The sequence below is a fragment of the Lactiplantibacillus paraxiangfangensis genome, assembly GCF_036246185.1.
GTDB lineage: Bacteria > Bacillota > Bacilli > Lactobacillales > Lactobacillaceae > Lactiplantibacillus > Lactiplantibacillus paraxiangfangensis.
In genome coordinates this window covers 23,607-44,733 of sequence record NZ_BTPW01000003.1, presented here as the reverse complement: position 1 = coordinate 44,733, position 21,127 = coordinate 23,607, and the positions used below count along the sequence as shown (strand labels likewise).

Annotated in this window: 14 protein-coding genes; 4 read left to right on the top strand and 10 right to left on the bottom strand. The window is 48.3% G+C overall.

Annotation, left to right across the window (positions count from 1 at the left end; genetic code table 11):
- Positions 1–90: 90 nt before the first annotated feature.
- Positions 91–1,458 (bottom strand): MocR-like pyridoxine biosynthesis transcription factor PdxR, encoded by a 1,368-nt coding sequence (gene pdxR, locus AAA939_RS02075; RefSeq protein WP_338230433.1) that lies wholly within the window; start codon positions 1,456–1,458, stop codon positions 91–93.
- Positions 1,459–1,557: 99 nt separating this feature from the next.
- On the opposite strand from pdxR, the gene AAA939_RS02070 reads away from it, so the two are divergent.
- From AAA939_RS02070 to AAA939_RS02060, 3 genes are all read left to right on the top strand, one after another.
- Positions 1,558–2,727: an aminotransferase class I/II-fold pyridoxal phosphate-dependent enzyme gene (locus AAA939_RS02070; protein ID WP_338209782.1), complete on the top strand. Its 1,170-nt coding sequence runs from the start codon at positions 1,558–1,560 to the stop codon at positions 2,725–2,727.
- Positions 2,727–3,599, top strand: coding sequence for a 4-hydroxy-tetrahydrodipicolinate synthase (dapA, locus tag AAA939_RS02065; RefSeq protein WP_338209780.1), 873 nt, complete (start codon positions 2,727–2,729; stop codon positions 3,597–3,599). The genes AAA939_RS02070 and dapA overlap by 1 nt, the downstream gene beginning before the upstream one ends.
- 253 nt (positions 3,600–3,852) lie before the next feature.
- Positions 3,853–4,266, top strand: coding sequence for a hypothetical protein (locus AAA939_RS02060; protein WP_338209778.1), 414 nt, complete (start codon positions 3,853–3,855; stop codon positions 4,264–4,266).
- Positions 4,267–4,325: 59 nt separating this feature from the next.
- Here the strand turns inward: AAA939_RS02060 and AAA939_RS02055 are convergent, their stop codons facing one another.
- Positions 4,326–4,967, bottom strand: coding sequence for an SDR family oxidoreductase (locus AAA939_RS02055; RefSeq protein ID WP_338209776.1), 642 nt, complete (start codon positions 4,965–4,967; stop codon positions 4,326–4,328).
- Between the two features lie 132 nt (positions 4,968–5,099).
- Between AAA939_RS02055 and AAA939_RS02050 the strand changes: the two genes are divergently transcribed.
- Entirely contained in the window at positions 5,100–5,624 is a 525-nt protein-coding gene (locus AAA939_RS02050) for a GNAT family N-acetyltransferase (protein WP_338209775.1), read from the top strand.
- A 71-nt stretch (positions 5,625–5,695) separates the two neighbouring features.
- Here AAA939_RS02050 and addA read toward each other — a convergent pair whose 3' ends face one another.
- From addA to AAA939_RS02010, 8 genes are all read right to left on the bottom strand, one after another.
- Positions 5,696–9,484, bottom strand: a complete 3,789-nt coding sequence (gene addA / locus AAA939_RS02045; RefSeq protein WP_338230431.1) for a helicase-exonuclease AddAB subunit AddA — start codon at positions 9,482–9,484, stop codon at positions 5,696–5,698.
- Entirely contained in the window at positions 9,484–13,077 is a 3,594-nt protein-coding gene (locus tag AAA939_RS02040; RefSeq protein ID WP_338209770.1) for a PD-(D/E)XK nuclease family protein, read from the bottom strand. Before AAA939_RS02040 ends, addA begins: the two co-directional genes overlap by 1 nt.
- 215 nt (positions 13,078–13,292) lie before the next feature.
- Positions 13,293–13,931 carry an orotate phosphoribosyltransferase gene (gene pyrE, locus AAA939_RS02035; RefSeq protein ID WP_338209768.1) on the bottom strand — a complete coding sequence of 213 codons (639 nt, stop codon included), beginning with the start codon at positions 13,929–13,931 and terminating at the stop codon, positions 13,293–13,295.
- On the bottom strand, positions 13,931–14,647 hold the full coding sequence (gene pyrF / locus AAA939_RS02030) for an orotidine-5'-phosphate decarboxylase (protein ID WP_338209766.1): 717 nt from the start codon (positions 14,645–14,647) through the stop codon (positions 13,931–13,933). The genes pyrE and pyrF overlap by 1 nt, the downstream gene beginning before the upstream one ends.
- Entirely contained in the window at positions 14,644–15,561 is a 918-nt protein-coding gene (locus tag AAA939_RS02025; RefSeq protein WP_338209764.1) for a dihydroorotate dehydrogenase, read from the bottom strand. Before AAA939_RS02025 ends, pyrF begins: the two co-directional genes overlap by 4 nt.
- 12 nt (positions 15,562–15,573) lie before the next feature.
- Positions 15,574–18,750 carry a carbamoyl-phosphate synthase large subunit gene (gene carB / locus AAA939_RS02020; RefSeq protein WP_338209762.1) on the bottom strand — a complete coding sequence of 1,059 codons (3,177 nt, stop codon included), beginning with the start codon at positions 18,748–18,750 and terminating at the stop codon, positions 15,574–15,576.
- On the bottom strand, positions 18,743–19,837 hold the full coding sequence (locus AAA939_RS02015; RefSeq protein ID WP_338209760.1) for a carbamoyl phosphate synthase small subunit: 1,095 nt from the start codon (positions 19,835–19,837) through the stop codon (positions 18,743–18,745). Before AAA939_RS02015 ends, carB begins: the two co-directional genes overlap by 8 nt.
- Complete coding sequence (locus AAA939_RS02010) at positions 19,834–21,126, bottom strand: dihydroorotase (protein WP_338209758.1); 1,293 nt, start codon at positions 21,124–21,126, stop codon at positions 19,834–19,836. The genes AAA939_RS02015 and AAA939_RS02010 overlap by 4 nt, the downstream gene beginning before the upstream one ends.
- Between the last annotated feature and the right edge of the window lies 1 nt (position 21,127).

Sequence of the window (21,127 nt, the reverse complement as noted above, 5' to 3'; positions counted from 1 at the left end):
ACCAATTAGGCTGACTTAAAAAATCCTCCGAATGAAATTTTTCATTTGGAGGATTTTTTTATTAATTTTCCTATCAGATCAGAAATAGGGTCATTGATTAATATCACAAACCTGAACTAGTTGTTTGAGACCGGCCTCAAGGGTTGCCAAATCAAGTCCGGCAAATCCAATCAAGTAATAGTCATGACTAGGCATCCCCGCCCAATTCGAATCCAAAGGGTAGATTAGAACATCTCGTTTGGCTAATTGTTGTAATAAAGACGTCTGGTCAACCTTGGGGATACGAATGACCATGTGGATTCCCGCACCCGTTGCAATGGGTTGAATGCTGGTTGTTCGTGCCAATTGGTCACAAACTAACCGGTACTTTTGCCGGTTAGTCGCACGGCTCCGACTTAGGTGTCGATAATACGCCCCGTTTTCAAAGTAGTTCACCATCGCCTGTTGCAATAATCCGGCTACCATCCCCGAACGGTATTGGTATAAATGGTGGTACGCAGGCACCAAGTGCTCGGGCAAGACCAAGTACCCCATGCGCAGTGTCGGGTCGATGCCACGTGAGAAGGTTCCCAAGTATGCCACCCGGTCGCCGGTGTCCAACGATTGCAACGCTGGTAGCGGGTGCGCGTTATACCGGTATTCGCTATCGTAATCATCTTCAATAATCAACCGCTGGTGATCCGCGGCCCAGTTCAACAAGGCTAACCGCTTAGAAATTGGTAACACATACCCCAACGGAAACTGGTGCGATGGTGTCGTGTAGACGACGTCGGGCGCTACTTGCGCAACCGCATCCAAATCAATCCCCTGATCAGTCACGGGTAGCGCCGTTGTGGTGTGCCCATAACTAGCCGCTAACCTCGTAAGTCCCCGGTAGCCCGGGTTTTCGATGCCGACCGTTCCGCGCGGTAACACACTAAGTAATAAACTGAGCCCAGCTTTGGACCCATTCGTAATCACGATCTGATCAGCCGTGCAGTGGACCCCCCGGCTGGTTTTTAAGTAAGTCACTAAGTGTTCACGCAACGCTAACGAGCCCTGTGCATCGGGGGTCACTGCGGTCGGCCCCTGTTCTAGTTGACGCAAGGCTTCCCTGACAGCCTTTTTCCAAGCATTCCAGCTCGGCTTTAACAACTGGCTGACACCATAACGAAAATCATACTGACAAGGCTTAACAAGAGTAGTCTGCTGGTGTGGCGTATCCTTTGTCGCGGTTCTAGGCCAATGCTGAATATCATTATAAAAATAGCCGCTTCCCGGAACCGTATACACGTAACCTTTAGCTAATAACTGCTCATAAGCTTGTTCGACCGTTGTCTTAGAGACGCCCAAGTTTTGCGCCATCTTACGAATTGACCACAGCCGTTGATGGGCTGATTGTTGTGGGTCATAATCATCACGTAATTGGTGATATAACTGTAAGTATAATGGAACTGGTGATTGACGATCGAGTGGCATGTTTCAACTGTCCTTTCGTTTTTATTAAAATTGTCTATTTTAAGTATGACAGTTTTCTCTTATTATAGTCGGTAATCATAACGAGAGGAAGTTCATCTTATGGACACTAATCAAATCATTCAACAAATTCAAGTTTCTGGCATTCGGCGCTTTGATGAAGCTATTTCAGACGTGCCTAACATGATTAAACTAACCGTCGGCGAACCGGACCTCCCGACACCAGAACACGTCAAAAAGGCTGGGATTCAAGCAATCCGTGATGATTGGACCCATTACTCACCACTAATGGGATTTAGTGCCTTACAGCGTGCCGCTAGTCAATACTTCGCCCAGAAGTACGGCTTGAGCTACGCCCCTAGCGAAATCATCGCCACGGTCGGTGCCACCGAAGCGGTCGCCACCAGCTTGCTCACCCTCTTGAATCCAGGAGACGGCGTGCTGCTCCCAACACCCGCCTATACTAGTTACGAACCAATCGTTCAAATGGCGCACGCAAACTTGATTCCCATTGATACGACTAATACCGGCTATAAATTAACCCCAGCAGCGCTCCAACAAGTTATTCAGAGCCATGCGGGTGAACCCCTAAAGGCTTTAATTTTAAACTATCCCACCAATCCAACCGGCGTGACTTATACCCAAGCGGAGTTAACTGCCCTGCTTGCCGTAATCAAGCGGGCCAACTTGTACGTCATTAGCGATGAAATCTACAGTGAGCTCACGTACGAACAGCCCCACGTTGCCTTTGCGACGCTCTATCCCGAGAAGACCATTACGATCAACGGACTGTCGAAGTCACACGCCATGACCGGCTGGCGGCTTGGTTTTATCATGGCGCCTCAAGCCCTGATCAATGAAATGAAGAAAACGCACCAATACCTCGTCACCTCGACTAGTTCCATCAGTCAAGCGGCCGGGATTGAGGCCCTTACTCACGGCTTGGACGACGGTGTAAAAATGCGTGCCATTTATCAAGAACGCCGCGACTACTTAGTCAAGCGGCTCAGTGAGATTGGCATTAACTACGTCTATCCAACCGGCGCCTTTTACATTTTTGCACAGGTTCCTACCGACTTTGATGGTAACAGTTGGCAATTTGCAACGCGTTTAGCGCAGGAAGCACAGGTTGCAGTCATTCCCGGATCGTCTTTCGGTGCATCCGGTGAAGGCTGGTTTCGGATTAGCTACGCGGCTAGCCAGAAAGCCTTACGCGAAAGTATGAATCGTTTGGCACTATGGCGCGCTCAAAACCAAGAGGAGATTAAATAATGACACTTAAAAATGCACATCTCATTACCGCAATGGTCACCCCGTTCAACGATCAGCTCCAAGTCGACAACGACCGGTTAGCCGCGCTGATTGAACACTTGCTTGCCCATCACACGGAGGGCATTCTTGTTGGCGGCACGACTGGTGAGGGCCCGACGTTAAGCTTAACTGAAAAACTTGCACTGTATGAAAAAACCGCCGAACTCGTTAACGGCCGCGTTCCAGTGATAGCCAATACCGGTTCCAACAATACCGCCGCAACCATTCAGTTCACCGAAGCAGTCAGCCAAATCAAGGGCATTGACGCTGCGTTAGTCGTTGTTCCGCCTTATAACAAACCCGATCAAGCCGGGATGATCGCCCATTTTACCGCCATCGCGGATCAAGGGAAACTCCCAATTATTATTTATAATATTCCCGGACGGACCGTCGTTAAAATGAGCGTGGCAACCGTTCTGGAACTGGCTCAAAATCCCAACATTATCGGAATCAAGCAGTGTGGCGATGACAGCGAATTAGCCGCCATCATTGACCAAGCGCCGAGTGATTTCTACGTTTACACCGGTGAAGATGCCCAAACCCTAACTGCTCGGGTTTTAGGTGGTCACGGCGTGATTTCCGTTGCGAGTCACCTCTTTGGCGATCAACTTTTTGCTATGGACACGGCCCTTAAATCTGGTGATTGGCACACGGCAGGGAAAATTCAGCGGCAGTTAATGCCTAAGATGGCGGCTCTCTTCAGTGCCCCGTCGCCCGCACCAACCAAAGCCGCTTTGAATGCCGAACACATTCTAGTCGGGGCACCACGTTTGCCCATCCTGCCGTTAACGGCTGACCAACAAGCCACTTTGATGACTAAATTAAGTATTTGAATAGCTAAATAATTATCATTTTAAATTTAAAAACTTCTGGTGATTTATTTACCGGAAGTTTTTTTGCATCAAGTTTTAATAGCCATTACATTTCTAACTCCCGAAGCATCCCCAGATTGTGGTATGATGATTAAATAAATTAATTAATTTGATATTAAAGTACGGGAGCGTCATCAGATTTTTTAGAAACCATCACCGATTAAACTCCCCGTTAAAATAAATATTTTCATTGCTATTGAAGGAGTTTTTTACCGTGTTTTGGTTACCCATTACTTTATCGTTGGTTTTAATTGCGGTTCAGCTTGTATTTAGACGGGCATTCGCAATTTCATTTGATATGACAATCTTATTCAATACGCTTGAAGATACGATGTGGCGCGACGCCCCCAGTGAAATTCGGACCGTCATTCGTCGCTGCACCCGGGACCTTCAGCGCTTAAATCTACTTTCACTCACGAGTTGTGTCGGCTTAATGGTACTAATCTTTGCGATTATTACAAGCTATCACGCCGACCCATACCAGTCCTCAATCATCATCATTATTTGTGCCATCGATACGTACGGCTATTTCTTTTTATTCCGACGGCTTTTCATTAAATTTTATGCCCAGCATCAGTACCCCCGCTTAAAATCAGCCATCCATTACTTACTGACATTTACGCGATAAAAAAGTTCCTTCAGAAAAACTTCTGAAAGGAACTTTTTTATTGAGCACTTAATTAATCATTATTTTTGATTGACCGCATCACTGATTGGCGTCGAACCATTGATGATTGCAATGGTTTTGCCAATCGTTGCGGGAGCGTTTAAAGCTTGCACGGTAAAGGTCGCAACGTCATCGCGGGTGATTTCACCACCGACTTGCGGGTTAACGGTAACCTTACCAGTACCGGCATCATTAACGAGCGTTCCGGGTTGTAGAATGGTGTAATCCAAGCGTGTCCGGGTTTTGAGCCATTCATCGGCGTAGTACTTGGCGACATAGTATGGCTGCAAGGCACGTGGCCAGCGTGACCGATCTGCTGTGAATTCCGCACTAATAATAACGTAGCGTTTAACGTGCGCAATTTCTGCAGCCTGCATCGACTTAACCGCACCGTCTAGATCGATCATCAGCGTCATATCATACCCAGTTTGACCGCCGGAACCCGCAGCAAATACGACGGCATCCATGCCTTGGAACGCTAGTGCTAAGTCTTCAGGTTGCGCCATTAAGTTGAATTGAACTGGTTCCGCACCAGCGTCTTCAAAGGCTTCAGCCTGTTCTGGTTGCCGAATTCCTGCAAAGACTTGATCACCTTCTGCAACTAATTTGGAGACGATTTTCTTACCAATTTGGCCGTGTGCACCAATGACAAAGATTTTCATAACTGGTCACTCCTATGTTTTAATAATTCCTATTATAAACAGAAACTGAACAAAACCCTACGATTCTGTTTTAACTTCTGGACAGGTTGCCCTATAATATTAATTATTAATTTAAGAGAGTAAGTGATGTTCATGACAAAGTACGTCCGTTTAGCAACTAGTCAAGACCGGGACGCAATGATGAAAATTATCAACGAAGGGAAACAAGCCCTCGCCGCCGATCAAATTCCACAGTGGCAAGACGGTTATCCCCAAGCAAGTGATTTACAAAAAGACATCGATGCACAAAATGCTTGGCTACTGATCGTGGATGGCCAAGTCGCGGGGACCGCAACCCTGCTCACCCATCCCGACCCAAACTACGCGCGCATTTATGATGGTAGCTGGTCAGCCGCGAGTGACGACCATTACACGTCGATTCACCGCATTGCCATTGCGAGTGGCTACCATGGCCAACACTTAGCTGATTTTTATTTCAGCAATTTAATGACGCTCAGCTACCAACTCGGATTTAAGCAAATCCGGATCGACACTCACGCAAAAAATACGCGGATGCAGCACGTTATCAAAAAAGCTGGGTTTACGTATCGCGGCATCGTCTATATGGATAATGATGCAACTGACCTACGAAACGCCTATCAGATTACCTTATCCTAGTTAAACTTCAAACAACCATTAAAAAATGTGCCCATCGTAATTGACTTGCGATGAACACATTTTTTTAATTTCTATTTTTTCTTTGTTACCGGGACAAACGTCCGCTGTGGCAACGAGTACAAGTACTGTTGGACAACTGGTCGTTGATACATCGACCGTAACGCAGCGGCGTATAGTTCAACTTGTCCGGCGTACCGGGTCAATAGATCTTGTGGTTGCTTAACGTGGTCTGTCTTGTAATCAAACAAGATTAGCCCGTCAGCTGTTTCTAAGTAGCCATCAATAATTCCGTGAATCAAAACCTTAGCATGCTCGTGTTCGTCCAACTCATCAAATAATTGGCGCGCTGGTAATAATAATGAAAACGGCACTTCACGGTGAACCTTGGTAGTATCCGCTAAAATCGTTTGTCCCAAGTCACTGGCATAAAATCCGGCAATCGCATCAACCTTGATCAGCTGAGCAACTTCACTAGTCAGCACTTGTTTAGCCACTAAGTCATCAATCGTTGCTTGTACGGTGGTCTCATCAATGGCTTGGGTCAAGTCCAACTGCTCTAAGACTAGGTGGGTCGCACTCCCCACTTCAGCGCTCGTCGGCTCCTGCGTCGTTTGCAAAAATTGTGGCATTGCTAAGTCGCCAGTCACAAACCGACTGGTTGGCTTGGCGTGTTGCGCACTAACGGTCGGATTCGTATTCATCTGTGCGTCATCGGGATCTTCAAACAATCGTTTAACTTCTGAAACGGACTGGTAGGCCGTGGTTACCGTGGATGCTTGATGCACGTACTTGAAATTCAATAAGTTGGTCAATTCATCGCGGGTCATCTGGTCAACATCAACGTCAACGGTCTGTTCCACTTGATCAACCGCACTGAGTTGTTCATCAGTTCCAGCAACCTGCTTACGCTGCCCAATCGAGCTGGCATCCCCCAGTTCCAAAGTAAACTTGGTCTGATCGCCTTCCAGCGAATAGGTGGGCCACTCGTCCCCCCAATACGCCTTCATCAAAGGATGCCGCATCAAAGCCATGCCGACCCAGTCGAGCTGATTATTCGTGCTGATCCGCGCTAACGTACTTAGCACGCGCCCGTCACTACTAAAGCCCTGACGCCACTTTTCGGTAGCCGCATCAATTGACGTAATCGTCCCAACTAGGAACAACTGTTGTTGGGCACGCGTGATTGCCACGTATAGTTTCCGCATTTCTTCTGCCCGGAGCTTTTGACTCACGACTTGTTGAATCACTAACCGTGGTAGCGTCGGGTACTTGACCCGGTGCTCTGGGTCTAAGTAGTTGATTCCAATCCCGGCATCCCGATCCATTAGTGCATTGGCCCTGGTATCGGTCTGGTTAAACCGCTTGTCCATATCCATTAAAAAGATAACTGGGTATTCCAGCCCCTTACTCCCATGGATCGTCATGACACTAACGGCCTCGGTGTCGGTTTCAGCGACTGCTGAAGCTAAGTCTTGATCTTTTTCTTGCATGCGTTTGATAAACCGCACAAATTGGAATAAGCCTTTAAAGCTTCCTTGTTCATACGTATAGGCCCGTTCGTATAAGGCGTGCAAGTTGGCTTGGCGTTGTTGACCAGCGGGCATTCCGCCAACGTAGTCGAGAAAACCAGTTTGCTCGTAAATTTGCCAGATTAACGTCACGATCTGATTACGCCGAGCTAAGTCCCGAAACGCCGTCAATTGCTGCATGAAAACTTCAATCTTTGCGTATAACTGATCTCCATATGCGCTAGGATTGCCCTTTGTTGGGTACGTTTGGTAAAAGTCACGGAGCGCTTGGAAATAATCACTCGTCTTGTTTTGAATCCGTAAGTAAACTAACTGGTTTTCATCCAACCCAACAATCGGTGAACGCAACACCGCTACCAACGGGATATCCTGATAAGGATTATCAATAATACTTAATAAGGCCATCATGATTCGAATTTCAGTAGTCTGGAAATAATTCTGAGCATCGTTAACGACGATTGGAATATGATACTGTTTGAAAATATCAATAATCGTTAAATTGTGGTTGCGAGTTGGCACCAATAACGCTGCGTCACTGTAGTGAAATGGCCGGTATTTCCCGGTTGAGCGGTCGAAGATTGGGTGGTCCATTTTTTTCAGGGCCAAAATTTTTTGGGCTACCATCGTAATGCTCCCAATCGACGGATCATCAATGGAGAAATTACTTTCTTCATCGTCATTATCCGGCTGGAGGCCATGCGCTGGCGTCTCCGCCGGCTGATCATCGTCCGTCTGGTATAGGAGTAAACTCGTCGTTTGTGGCATATCAGCCGGGTAATCTTTGGGTCCGTACTTCAAATACGCAGCTTGATCATATTCGATTTGCCCGACTGGTGCGTCCATCAACTGGCTAAAAATCAGGTTCGTTAAGCGGTCCACGTTTTCAACGGACCGGAAGTTTTCCGCCAAAACGATCCGTTCCCCGTGTTCCGGATGGGTTCCAAAATCACGGTACTTTGCCAAAAATAGTAACGGATCAGCTAAACGGAACTGATAGATTGACTGCTTCACATCCCCTACCATGAACATATTGCCAGGCGTTTTGCGTGCCAATAGTTGAAGGATGCTTTCCTGTAAGCTGTTGATATCTTGGTACTCATCCACCATGACTTCTTCAAACTGCGCCCGTAATTGTGTCAGCGCACCCTGCCCGCTCTCACTCGTATTCGTCAAAATCGCCAAGGTCAAATGTTCCAAATCAGAAAAATCTAAAACGTGACGCCGACGTTTTTCTTTGGCAAACGCTTCTTTAAAGCACAAGGTCGCCCGGACTAATTCCTGCACAATGGCAGCGGCTCCCGCCATCACGTCTAAGACTTGTTGCTCGTCGGCCGCAAAATAAGTCTCACCGATGCTTCCCATTTGTTTTTTCACGCCGTCGACAAGGGTTCCCATTGCCTTGGCGCGGGCCGTCTTTTCAGGGTCATCCTTATAAGTCTTAGTTAGACGACCAACTTTAAAACTAGCCGTGGCCGCCCGCAACGCATTCCAATCCGTGGTATCCAAATCACTAGTCATGGTACCCAGATCACGTTGCGCCACTTGCAGCGCTTCAATCGTCTTCGGCGCTAAATCCGCCTCAGTTGCGATTTTTACAGCCTGGTCCATGCGGTTAACCATCGTTTCAAATTCAGCTTTCAATAGCGGTAATAACTTTTGCTGGTAAAACGGCGTTGTAGTCAATGATTCGCCCTGCAACTGATAATTTGTCACCAACTGGTTGAGCCAGGCTTCAGGGTCCGGCGTTGACTGTGCGAAGTCAAACAGTCGGAAAACAAGCTGACCAAGACCGTCATCGCTTCGGTCATTAGAGAAGTTGGCTGTCAGTAGGTCGAATAACTCGCCGTCTTTTTCGTAGAGACTTTCCCTAACCGTGTCCCAAACTTGGTCCCGAATCAGCAACCCCTCTGTGTTATCCGTCAGTAACCGGAACACGGGGTCTAAATCAATCACGTAGTAGTAGCGCTGAATCACGCGTAAACAAAACGCATCGAGCGTGCTGATATTGGCGACCCCGAGTAAGTTTAATTGTTGGCGTAATTGCCGTACTTCCGGTGAAGCCGTTGTTTGGTCTGGATGATCAGTCAAAAACTGGGAAATCCGTTTATTGAGTTGGGATTCCAACTTTTGTTTCATGTGTTTGGCAGCCAGGTTCGTAAAAGTCACGACCAATAACTGATCGATATTGGTTCCCGCCATGATTTTACGCATAATTCGCTCAATCAAGACGGTCGTTTTACCCGAACCAGCGGAAGCAGAAACTAGCAAGTTATTCCCTTGCTGACTAATCACTGCCTTTTGGCTATCAGTGTATTGTGTTTTGGTTTCCATTAGTTTTCTTCCCCCAATTCGGCTTTTAACTTAGCCAGAACTTCAGCAGGCTTCAAAGGCTGCAAATCATTGTAATTATTTTCAGGTAGCATGGCATCAAACTGCATAATAGCTAGATACGGCGAATATTGTAATGCGGTCGTTTTATCATTCAACCGGATTGGATTCAGATCGATTTTTCCATCAAAGATATCTTTAGCCGCCGCAACGATCAACTGACTATTATGCTTTAAAAGTCGCTCCAGTTGCGCATTAGTCACTAATGACTGACTAATGCCACCACTGTACGTCCCGTCCTTTTTACGTCTAAATGGATAAACCTTGGACGTTCCGGTCGTCGTCTGCAACTCACTATCCAAATGGTCTAGCAACGTTGGGTCATCAACCAGAATTCCCCGGTACTTATTTTCTTTGAGGAGGGCTTCTTCAAATCCGGCGTTAACGTCCTTAGGTTTCAAGACCGGATTTTTAATGTGCATATAAAGTGCCCCTGCCAATTGAATGGCCACGTCCTGATCACCAACAATAGCCGTCTCGTTATGCAAAACCGCATCGAGGTACGTTAACATCTGCATCGCCAACCCATAGTAGGCCTCACCAAAGTTAAACTTATGCTGAGACGACTTATAGTCGACAATTCCAAGGTACCGTTGGTCAGCAACCTGAATCTCATCTAGGCGATCAATTTTCCCACGAACGTGCACACTGTGGGTGGCGTCGATTTGAAAGTCGAGTGCTTTTAGACCGTGCTCCTTACCCACATTACCAAACAAGACCTCGGTCTGTACTGGTTGCGCGGCTGACTGCTTGCTCTGGTTACGAATCGCAAAAGCAATCTGACGAACCGTACTGATCAATTGACGTTGAATATAAGCCATCCGATTAGAACTTGTTAGAATGGTAAATTGGGGTTGATCTAAGACCCGTTTCGTCACCGTTTCAAGGTATTGTCCAAGTTCCTGATCAGCCACACTGGCTAGTGGGACTTGATCCGCACGAATGGCCTTGATCAGACCATCCAACACGGCGTGGAAAAATTCGCCGGTACTAGCAGCGGACAACTCGAACACGTCACGCTCACGTAACTTTAACCCGTACTTCAAGAAATAAGCATAACGGTTGCGATAAAACTCCTCGAGCTTCGAGATTGAGGTGTAAATTTGATTGCCATACAGCGCAGTCACGTTTTCTTCCGTTAAGTTGACGGGTAAGTTGCGGTAGCTTAATCCCGCTAACAACCGTTCGGCTAACGGACCAAATTCAGGATCCCGTGTTAATTGTCGGCGTAGCCAGACCCAAACGGGCGCTGGTTTAATTAAAGCTGCCCCCGTCTGGTTATGGTCCGCATTAGTCGTTAACACGTCCCGATAAACCTGAATGACGTGACTGATTGTTCGGCGCTTGGTGCCAACGAATGGTCGAACCTCTTCACTTTCTGGGTCAGGCGCTGTTAAATAAGTTCGTTCGTTTAATTTGAAATGACGGGTTATTCGGACGACGTAGTTTGACCAATTTAGGTCAGTTTCCTGATCGTCCTTTAACGGCGCACTAAAGAACAGGTGCTTTCGGGCACTCAGAAAGGCAGTATAGTTTAAAAAGTTTTCATTTCCTAACTGGACAACCGCTGAGTCGGTCAGAAAATGGTCACTGCCCAATTCGTTTAACGCCGGTTGCATCGTCGCTTTATCCACGTCACTCAATAAGTTATTAGTCATAATTCGGTCCGGCATGACCAGGTCCGTCGCGCCAATCATAAAGACGACTTTACGATCCTGGCTTTGTACCATTCCGCTTTCAGATACTAAGACCTGATCTAATGTTGATGGAATCTGTGAATAACTAGCCCCTTCAAACCCCGCTTGTAGTAAGGCTAAGAAGTCCTCCGACGCAAACGGTTCATCACCTAAAATCGCCACATATTCATCCAACATCTGACAAAAAGTCTGCCACGTTTGTTCCGGTTCGGCAGCGGCCGCCACGTCTTGACGATCTAACGCTGCATCCCGCCAAGCAAGTAATTGTTGCGTCACCCCTTGACGCGTTAAGAAGTTGACAAGTACGGTTGCGGCGGCCCGACCATCGTTAGCCGCACTTAGGGCTTTGAAAAACGGTGGGAACGTCTTTGCAACGAACTGATGAATCAAATTAATCTGCTTAGCAATGCCAGCGTTTTTATCCGTCTCGACCCCGGCGTCGCCTTCAGTCAGCTCGAAGTATTGCCAATCTTCACGTTGCGTCCAGCGCCGGCCACTGTACCCACTCTTCAAAACAAAGTTTTCGGTCAGATCAACGGCTTGCCGGTAAGCTTTACGGTCCATCGGCTTGCCATCAACCAGCGGTAAAATTAATTCAGTTTTCAAAATTCGCATAATATCACGATATTGATACTGATTTTCTTCTAGTTCAAACAACGCCCCAATCAGTTCAACCAACGGATGATCCGCCATCGAACGCTGTAAATCAACGAAATAAGGGATTTCAAGTTGCTGGAGCGTTGGAGCTAACATTGTTTTATAACTATCTAAGTGACGCGTCATAATAAGAAAATCCCGGTAATGGTAGTCATCCGCGGCATTTTCGTGCTTTGTCGCAACCATCGCACGAATCTTTCGACCCACTTGTGCTAACTCATTTTGTCGACTATCAGCGCGCATGACGTGTACGTTCCGGTTGGGCTGTTCCTGTCCATCCCCCGCTTGCGGTTCACCACGCCAATAGTCATCCAGAGCAGCTAAGCCGGCACTCACGCGTACCGTTTTGGCGTGTAAATCATTTAAGACCGGAATCTGCCGTGCCCGCGCATACTGGTACAGGCGATAATACAGTCGTCCTGACTGATAAAAAAGCGTCCCATTTTCCGGAACTTGGTCCGTGACCTTATGATCGAGCACGAGGCTGATTGTGACGTCCGCGCCCCGTTCCAGCATGGTCGTAATCAGGCCCTGCTCCTGTGATGACAGTTGCGTAAACTGTTCCAAATAAATATGCGTGCCATGCAAGTCTTGATGGCGCAAGTAGGCGTTTAATTGGGCTAACAAATCAGCTGGCTTTAAGTATTTCCCCGCCGTGGCTTCAATAAAATCTGCGTACACAATAGCTAGATCATGTAATTTAGCTTGTAAATCGCCCACGGTCGTCGTTTCAGCTAAATGAGCGACATCTTCCGGTTGCAGATTGGCCACTTGCAACTCGTTCACTTCTTTAGCCAACTGGGTGATAAATCCGGTTTGAGAAACTTCGCCCCCAAACAGCCGTAATTCATCTTGATGGCGTCTCAGAATTCGATACAAAAGCATATCAATCCCCGCAGCTGAGAGCCGCGGCACTTGATAAGCGGCTTCATTTTTCATTAGGTACCAGGCCAACCGGGTAAATGAAAAAATCTGGACCTGACTCTGTGCGTATAAATCCGGTTGCGCAAATTCCCGCGATAACCGGTTCAACACGTCCACTTCAGTGTCGAATTTCACATGGTTAGGAACTAAGTAAAAAAATTGCGCCTGGGGTTGAGCCGTCATCGCTTTAACTAGCTGACGCACCATCATCTCCCGGTGATCAACTTTCGCCGAACCCAGTACAAATTGTAAGCTCACCGTAAATCCCTCCTCAAATATGAACAAACGTTCTCTTTAATTTAGTTTAATTATCGCACAACTTTCACGACAAAAAAACACTTCACCCGCAGGTTAAGTGTTTCTTTTAGTACCGATAATTTATTTCGATTCGTTCATTCAAGAAGCGCCGATTTCGCAACGTTTTCATATTGGAAATCTAAGCACATTCGAAATTCATAAATCGCACTTTACAATTAAGCCTGTGGATTCCAGTGTTGTGGATCCTGACGCCAAGTATGCAATGAAGCGAGCTCGGCATCATTAATATCACCGTGTTCCCGAGCAACTTTGATTAGTGTCGTATAGTTGGACAAGCTGAATAGCGGCAAGTGGGCTGCTTCAAAATTAACCGTTGCGGCATCCAGGCCATAGCTAAAGATTGAGCCCACTGCTAGAATATCGCCACCAGCGGCCTGCACTGCTTTGGCTGCTTGCAGTACGCTGCCACCAGTTGAGATTAAATCATCTAACATGACGACCTTGGCCCCTGGTTTCAAAACGCCTTCAATCTGACGACCGGCACCATGGTCCTTCGGTTTGGAACGGACGTAAATCAATGGCAAATCCAAAAGCTGAGCCACCCACGCGGCGTGCGGAATCCCGGCTGTCGCAACCCCAGCAATGACTTCTGTTTCCGGATAATCCCGTTTAATGATGTCCGCGATGCCCGCCGCAATGTGTTGGCGAACCTTAGGGTAAGAGATTGTCAGGCGATTATCCGTATAAATCGGACTGTGAATCCCACTCGCCCACGTAAATGGTTCGTTAGGCCGTAACGTTACGGCCTGAATTAATAGTAGGTCACTCGCGATAGTTGCTGCAATTTCAGTCATTATTGGCCACTCCATTCTTTTACAATTTGTTGGTACGCGACAACTGGATCATCGGCCTGGGTGATTGGCCGGCCCACAACGAGCCCGTTGCTCCCCGCTTTTGCGGCGGCTTGTGGGGTCATCACGCGTTGCTGATCATCCGCTTGCGCACGCTTCGGCCGAATTCCTGGTGTAATGCCCAAAAAGTCCGTCCCGACCGCTTCATGAATGGCAGCCACTTCCTGTGCGGAACAAATGACCCCGTCACAGTTGCTTGCTTTCGCCAAATCAGCGTAGTGGACCACGCTTTGTTGAACCGTTCCCATGATTTGCTGGTCATCATTCAAGATACTCTGATCAGTTGACGTTAACTGCGTAATTGCGAGTAACTTAGGCGCTGGTAGTCCTTGTGCCGCTGCGCCAGCGACTAATCCGCGCTTAGCCGCAGCCAACATCACGTGACCACCCGCCGCATGGACCGTCGTGTAAGTCACGCCTAACTGGCCAATCACGCGCATCGCGGCTTCTACCGTATTCGGAATATCATGGAGCTTTAGGTCTAGGAAAACGGCGTGCCCCCGCTCCTGAACGGCTTTTACAATGGCCGGACCAGCCGCATAAAACAATTCCATTCCAATTTTAACGGTGACGTGTAGTTCCTCTGGAAATTGGTCTAAAAAGCTTAACGCCCGTTCTGCCGTTGGAAAATCCAACGCGATAATCACTGGTCGGCTCATCCTTGTACCTCCGAAATCAGTGTCTGAAGACTACTAATACCGTACTTATCCATCGCTGCGGGTAGGCCCGCAATAATATCAGTACAAGCCGTTGGGTGACCGTACGTCGCTGCCCCTACTTGTACGGCGTTTGCGCCCGCCAGATAAAATTCCAAAACGTCGTCCGGCGTGAAGACCCCGCCAACCCCAATAATCGGTAACTTGGTCTGCTGGCGAACTTGGTGAATCATTCGGACCGCTAGCGGGTGAATGGCTTTACCAGATAGCCCACCGGTACCATTGGCCAGAATCGGTTTGCGGGTCGCTAAGTCGATTCCCATTCCCGTTAACGTATTGATCATGGTTAACCCATTGGCACCACCAGCTTCAGCGGCCTGTGCAACTGGTACAATATCCGTCACGTTCGGTGTTAGCTTCATGAAGACTGGCTTATCCACTGCATCCACAATTTGACGCGTCAACTTTTCAACCGTCGCTGGATCCGTTCCAAACGCTAGCCCACCATGAGCCACGTTTGGACACGAAATATTGATTTCTAGTAATTTGACATTGGGTGCCGTTGCCATCTTTTTAGCAACCGCCACGTACTCGTCAAAACTGCCACCAGCCACACTCCCAATAATTGGTAATTCGGGATAATTCGTTGCCAGCCATGGTAACTTTTCGGCTAAAACGTTGTCAATACCAGGGTTTTTCAACCCAATGGCATTCAACCAACCAGCAGTTGTTTCGGCCGTTGTCGGTCGGGGATTGCCCACCTTGGGTTCGGCGGTCGTTGATTTGATCACAAGTCCACCTAACGCACTTAAATCTAACTGCGTCGCCATACTCTGACCGTACGCAGCCGTTCCGCTCGCCGGCATGACTGGATTTTTTAACGTGACCCCCGCTAAATCTACTGTTAACCGTCCCATGTATAAGCCCTCCTATAATGCCTGCGTGACAAATGATTGTGATTCGCGAACTTGTAAAATCGCTGCGACCGTATCTAACGCCGTAAACAACGGAATCCCGTGTTCAATCGACGTATTCCGAATTAGCGTCCCATCGTCGGCCGCATGTTCTTCGTCAGAAACCGTGTTGACAACGGCTTGAACTTGACCGGCTTCCATTTGGTGAAGTAAATCATCTTCACCACTGTCGATCTTTTTAACCACCGTCACTGGTAACCCGTTGTCAGTTAAGTAGCCCGCCGTGCCCGTTGTTGCCAATAACTGATAACCCAGCGCATGGAACCGTTGCGCCAACTTGAAGGCTTCCGGCTTGTCATCATCACGAACCGTGAATAAGACGTTCCCGTTGCTTGGAACGTGTAGTTTAGCGGCTTCAAATGCCTTGTATAATGCCTTAGCCATCGTTCGGTCAGACCCCATAACTTCACCGGTCGACTTCATTTCTGGTCCTAGCAAACTATCCACACGGTTGAGTTTCGAGAAGGAGAAGACCGGCGCCTTAACGTGCACCATGTCGCCCGCTTTCACTAAGCCCGTTTGATACCCTTGCTCCTTGAGTGATTGCCCTAGGATGACCCTAGTTGCAACTTGCGCCATTGGAATGTCGGTGACCTTACTCAAAAATGGCACCGTCCGGCTCGCCCGTGGATTAACTTCAATCACGTAAACTTGTTCTTCGTGAATCACAAACTGAATGTTCATCATCCCGACACAGTTCAACGCGACGGCCAATTGTTCCGTATATTTAATGATTTGCGCTTGCACGTCCGTAGATAGTGATTGTGGTGGGTAAACGGCCATTGAGTCACCAGAATGGACCCCGGCACGTTCGATGTGTTCCATAATTCCTGGAATAACCACGGTTTCACCATCACAAATGGCATCCACTTCACACTCTTTACCGACTAAGTACCGGTCAACCAACACCGGATGGTCGTGTGAAACTTTGACGGCGTTATGCATGTAGTGATCCAAATCCGCACGTTTCTTAACGATTTCCATTGCCCGGCCACCCAAGACGTAGCTTGGCCGAACCAGAACCGGATAGCCAAGTCGATCGGCAATTGCTAAGGCCGTGGCTTCATCACTGGCCGTATCGCCGGCTGGTTGTGGAATTTGCAACGATTTAATGACCTTATCGAACTCATCCCGGTCTTCAGCGCGATTGACATCCGCAACGCTCGTTCCTAAAATTTTGACGCCGCGGTCAGCAAGGGGTTGCGCTAAGTTAATCGCCGTTTGACCCCCAAATTGCACGATGACGCCGCGAGGTTGTTCTAATTCGATGACGTTTAACACGTCTTCAAGGGTTAGCGGTTCAAAGTACAACTTATCGGAGACTGAGAAGTCCGTCGAAACCGTTTCGGGATTACTATTCATAATAATCGCTTCGTAACCCGCCTTTTGAATCGCTTTGACTGAATGCACCGTGGCGTAATCAAACTCGACCCCTTGGCCAATGCGAATCGGACCAGAGCCTAGGACGAGGACCGACGGCTTTTTGTCCACGATACTTTCGTTTTCAAATTCATAAGTGCCGTAATAGTACGGCGTCGTCGACTCAAATTCACCCGCACAAGTATCAACCATCTTATAAACCGGTTTTAACTGATGACTTTCACGGAACTGCCGAACTGCGTCAGCACTTTCATGCCAGAAGTCTGCCACCGCTTGGTCAGCAAAGCCGTTGCGTTTAGCCGTTGTTAAAACGTCCAAATCGTCCACGTTAGCCTTTAACGCCCGTTCAATTTCAACGATGTGCAATAGCTTGTCTAAGAAAAAGACGTTGATTTTCGTTAACTCGGCTAAATCTTCAATCGTATAACCGCGCCGGATGGCTTCTGCCAAATAGAACAACCGGTCATCCTGCGCATGAATTAATTTATCGCTTAATTCGTCGTCATCCACACTTGCTAGTGCGGGTTCTTCAACGTGGTGAACCCCAATTTCTAAGGAACGCACCGCCTTTAAAGTGGCTTCTTCGATGTTACGACCAATTGCCATAACTTCACCGGTCGCTTTCATCTGCGTCCCGAGACGCCGGTCTGCCTTCGTGAACTTATCGAATGGCCAGCGTGGAATCTTGCAGACCACGTAGTCTAAAGCCGGTTCAAATTCGGCGTAGGTCGTTCCCGTAACCGGGTTTTTAATCTCATCAAGGTGCAAGCCCACCGCAATTTTAGCCGCCATCTTTGCAATCGGATACCCGGTTGCCTTAGACGCTAACGCTGAAGAACGGCTGACCCGGGGGTTAACTTCAATGATGTAATACTTGAAGCTATCCGGATCAAGGGCGAGTTGAACGTTACAGCCCCCTTCGATTTTCAGTGCACGGATAATTTTTAATGACGCATCCCGTAGCATTTGGACTTCACGGTCCGCCAACGTTTGAACAGGCGCGTAAACAATGGAATCCCCGGTATGAATACCGACCGGGTCAAAGTTTTCCATGTTGCAGACGACCATCGCGTTATCGGCGGCGTCACGCATCACTTCGAACTCAATTTCCTTATAGCCCGCAATACTTTGTTCAATCAACACTTGGGTCACGGGTGACAGTGACAGGCCGTTTTCGGCGATGTCGTGTAATTCCTTAGCCGTCTCCGCAATCCCACCACCGGTACCACCCATGGTAAACGCGGGCCGTACGATGACTGGATAACCGGACTTTTCAGCGAAAGCTAGCGCTTCTTCAACCGTGTGCGCAATCCCAGAAGCTGGCACTGGTTCACCGAGTTCTTCCATCAAATCTTTAAATTGTTCCCGGTCTTCAGCTTGGTCGATTGCCGTGAGCTTGGTCCCAAGGAGTTCAATCTTAAGTTCTTTTAAAATTCCAGACTTCGATAACTCCATCGCCATGTTCAGGCCTTGTTGCCCCCCTAAAGTTGGTAAGATGGCGTCAGGCCGTTCCTTGCGCAGAATCTGCGACACAAACTCTAAGGTAATGGGCTCCAAGTAAACTTGGTCAGCAATTTCTTTATCCGTCATGATGGTCGCCGGATTTGAGTTAACTAAGACGACTTCATAGTCGAGTTCCTTTAAGGCTAAGCAAGCCTGCGTGCCAGAATAATCAAATTCAGCCGCTTGGCCAATAATAATCGGGCCAGAACCAATCACCATGATCTTATGAATATCTGTGCGTTTAGGCATTGAACTTGCTTCCTTTCCGGGCCACTTGATGGGCCGCCATTAAGTCAATGAATTCGTCAAAAATATGGTCTGCATCGTGAGGACCCGGTGCAGCGTCCGGATGATACTGCACGGAAAAGGCGGCGTAATCGCGATGCCGTACCCCTTCGACAGTGTCATCATTAATTTCTTCGTGGGTAATCATCAGGTCAGTCTTCGCTAAGGATTCGCGCGAAACCGCGTAACCGTGGTTTTGTGACGTGAAATCAATCCGACCAGTCGCAATTTCACGGACCGGGTGATTGAACCCACGGTGACCAAATTTCATCTTAAAGGTGTCCGCACCGTTTGCTAAAGCGAATAACTGGTGACCTAAGCAAATTCCAAACAACGGAATGTGCTTTTCCACTTCCCGAATCATCGGTAGCGCGCTTGGTACGTCTTTCGGATCGCCAGGGCCGTTTGTGAGCATCACCCCATCTGGGTTCAATGCCATGATTTCAGAAGCCGTCGTGTTGTACGGTAAGACCGTGACGTTACAGTGCCGCTTGGCTAACTCACGTAAAATTGAGTGTTTTAAGCCAAAATCGACCACGACCACGTTTGGCCCCGTTGCCGGGTTAGGATAAGCATTGGTTGTCGAACTTTCCACAACCACTGCTTTTCCAAGTTCCGTCACGCGTAGCCGCTCCACCGTATCTGGTAAAACTTCGTCCACGATGGTGGCTTTCATCGCACCCTTTTCACGAATATGTTTCGTGACCGCCCGCGTATCAATATCGGTAATTCCCGGAATCTGATTTTGTTTTAAATAGTCATCTAGTGACATTTCGCTGCGCCAATTGCTGGCCCGCCGTGCAACTTCGTGAACCACGACCCCTTTACAAGTCGGCTTAATCGATTCATGGTCGTCGCGGTTAATACCATAATTTCCAATTAATGGGTAAGTAAACATCAAGATTTCGCCGTTATATGACTGATCAGTAATGGATTCTTGGTACCCACTCATCCCAGTGCTAAAAACCAGTTCGCCAACCGTGGCCGCCGGTGCGCCAAACCCGGTGCCCGGATAAATCGTGCCGTCGGCTAGTACTAAGTATCGTTTCATTTTTGCTGGTCCTTTCCGTAAACCACTTGGCCGTCCACTAAGGTCATCAGCACGTTACCGTACACGTGCCAGCCGATAAATGGTGAATTATGTCCTTTAGATAACATCTGTTCCGCTTTAATTTCGTACTCATGGTCAAGGTCGATGATTGCTAAATCAGCCGGTGCCCCAACTTTTAACTGGCCAGCGTCTTTTAAACCAAATAACTGCGCGGGCTTCGTACTCATCAATTCAATTAATTGTCCTAAACTCAGTAACCGCGTCTTAACCAAAGCGGTGTACATGGTTGCAAAGGCCGTTTCGATACCGGTAATCCCAAACGCCGCCGTTTTCATGCTCCCCTGCTTTTCAGCGTCGGTGTGTGGGGCGTGGTCCGTCGCAATAAAGTCAATCGTGCCATCCAACAAGCCGGCGACTAACGCTGACCGGTCTTTAGGTGACCTCAGCGGTGGGTTCATCTTGAGCATTGGATTATCCATCGTGATATCTTCATCCGTTAATAACAAGTGATGGGGGGAAACTTCACAGGTCACGTTGATGCCAGCTTCTTTTGCATGCCGAATCACCCGGACGCTTTCCGCCGTCGAAACGTGGCAGACGTGGTAGTGCACGCCGCTTGCCTCTGCAAGCATCACGTCCCGTGCGACTTGGGCCGCTTCCGAAACGTTGTTAATGCCCGGTAACCCTAACCGTTCAGCGGTTGATCCGGCATTCATAACGCCGCCTCGATACAAGGAATCATCTTCCACGTGGGCAGCCAATGGTAGTCCGGCCTTAGCAGCACCGCACATCGCTTGATACATCGTTCCCGCCGTTTGGACCCCGGAGCCGTCATTGCTGACCGCAAAGGCGCCAGCGCGTTTGACACCTTCAAAATCAACGAGTTCTTCGCTCGTCCGCCCCGTCGTAATACTTGCATACTGAGCAACGTGGACGCGGGCCTTTGCTTGGTTCGCTGCGACCATCGCCGCAACCCGTTCTGGCGTATCGGGTACCGGGTCAACGTTTGGCATGGCCCCAACCGTTGTGAAGCCACCATGAGCCGCCGCCAACGTCCCGGTTTCAATCGTTTCCTTCGCAGTTTGACCAGGGTCGCGTAAATGAACGTGCACGTCCACCAATCCAGGACTCACAAAATGCTTGTCGGCACAAATCACTTGGTCAGCGGCGCCATACTGTTCGTTAAGTTGGTGACCAATTGCTTTGATTTGGCCATCTTCAATCAAAAGGTCGTTTAATTCTAAGTGATGATTCACCAAAATCTGCGCGTTTTTAATTAAAGTTGTCATC

What these genes read in the sequence shown, in the direction of transcription:
- pdxR (WP_338230433.1), bottom strand. Translation starts at nt 1,458, where the DNA reads ATGCCACTCGATCGTCAATCACCAGTTCCATTATACTTACAGTTATAT.
- AAA939_RS02070 (WP_338209782.1), top strand. Translation starts at nt 1,558, where the DNA reads ATGGACACTAATCAAATCATTCAACAAATTCAAGTTTCTGGCATTCGG.
- dapA (WP_338209780.1), top strand. Translation starts at nt 2,727, where the DNA reads ATGACACTTAAAAATGCACATCTCATTACCGCAATGGTCACCCCGTTC.
- AAA939_RS02055 (WP_338209776.1), bottom strand. Translation starts at nt 4,967, where the DNA reads ATGAAAATCTTTGTCATTGGTGCACACGGCCAAATTGGTAAGAAAATC.
- AAA939_RS02050 (WP_338209775.1), top strand. Translation starts at nt 5,100, where the DNA reads ATGACAAAGTACGTCCGTTTAGCAACTAGTCAAGACCGGGACGCAATG.
- addA (WP_338230431.1), bottom strand. Translation starts at nt 9,484, where the DNA reads ATGGAAACCAAAACACAATACACTGATAGCCAAAAGGCAGTGATTAGT.
- pyrE (WP_338209768.1), bottom strand. Translation starts at nt 13,931, where the DNA reads ATGACTGAAATTGCAGCAACTATCGCGAGTGACCTACTATTAATTCAG.
- pyrF (WP_338209766.1), bottom strand. Translation starts at nt 14,647, where the DNA reads ATGAGCCGACCAGTGATTATCGCGTTGGATTTTCCAACGGCAGAACGG.
- AAA939_RS02025 (WP_338209764.1), bottom strand. Translation starts at nt 15,561, where the DNA reads ATGGGACGGTTAACAGTAGATTTAGCGGGGGTCACGTTAAAAAATCCA.
- carB (WP_338209762.1), bottom strand. Translation starts at nt 18,750, where the DNA reads ATGCCTAAACGCACAGATATTCATAAGATCATGGTGATTGGTTCTGGC.
- AAA939_RS02015 (WP_338209760.1), bottom strand. Translation starts at nt 19,837, where the DNA reads ATGAAACGATACTTAGTACTAGCCGACGGCACGATTTATCCGGGCACC.
- AAA939_RS02010 (WP_338209758.1), bottom strand. Translation starts at nt 21,126, where the DNA reads ATGACAACTTTAATTAAAAACGCGCAGATTTTGGTGAATCATCACTTA.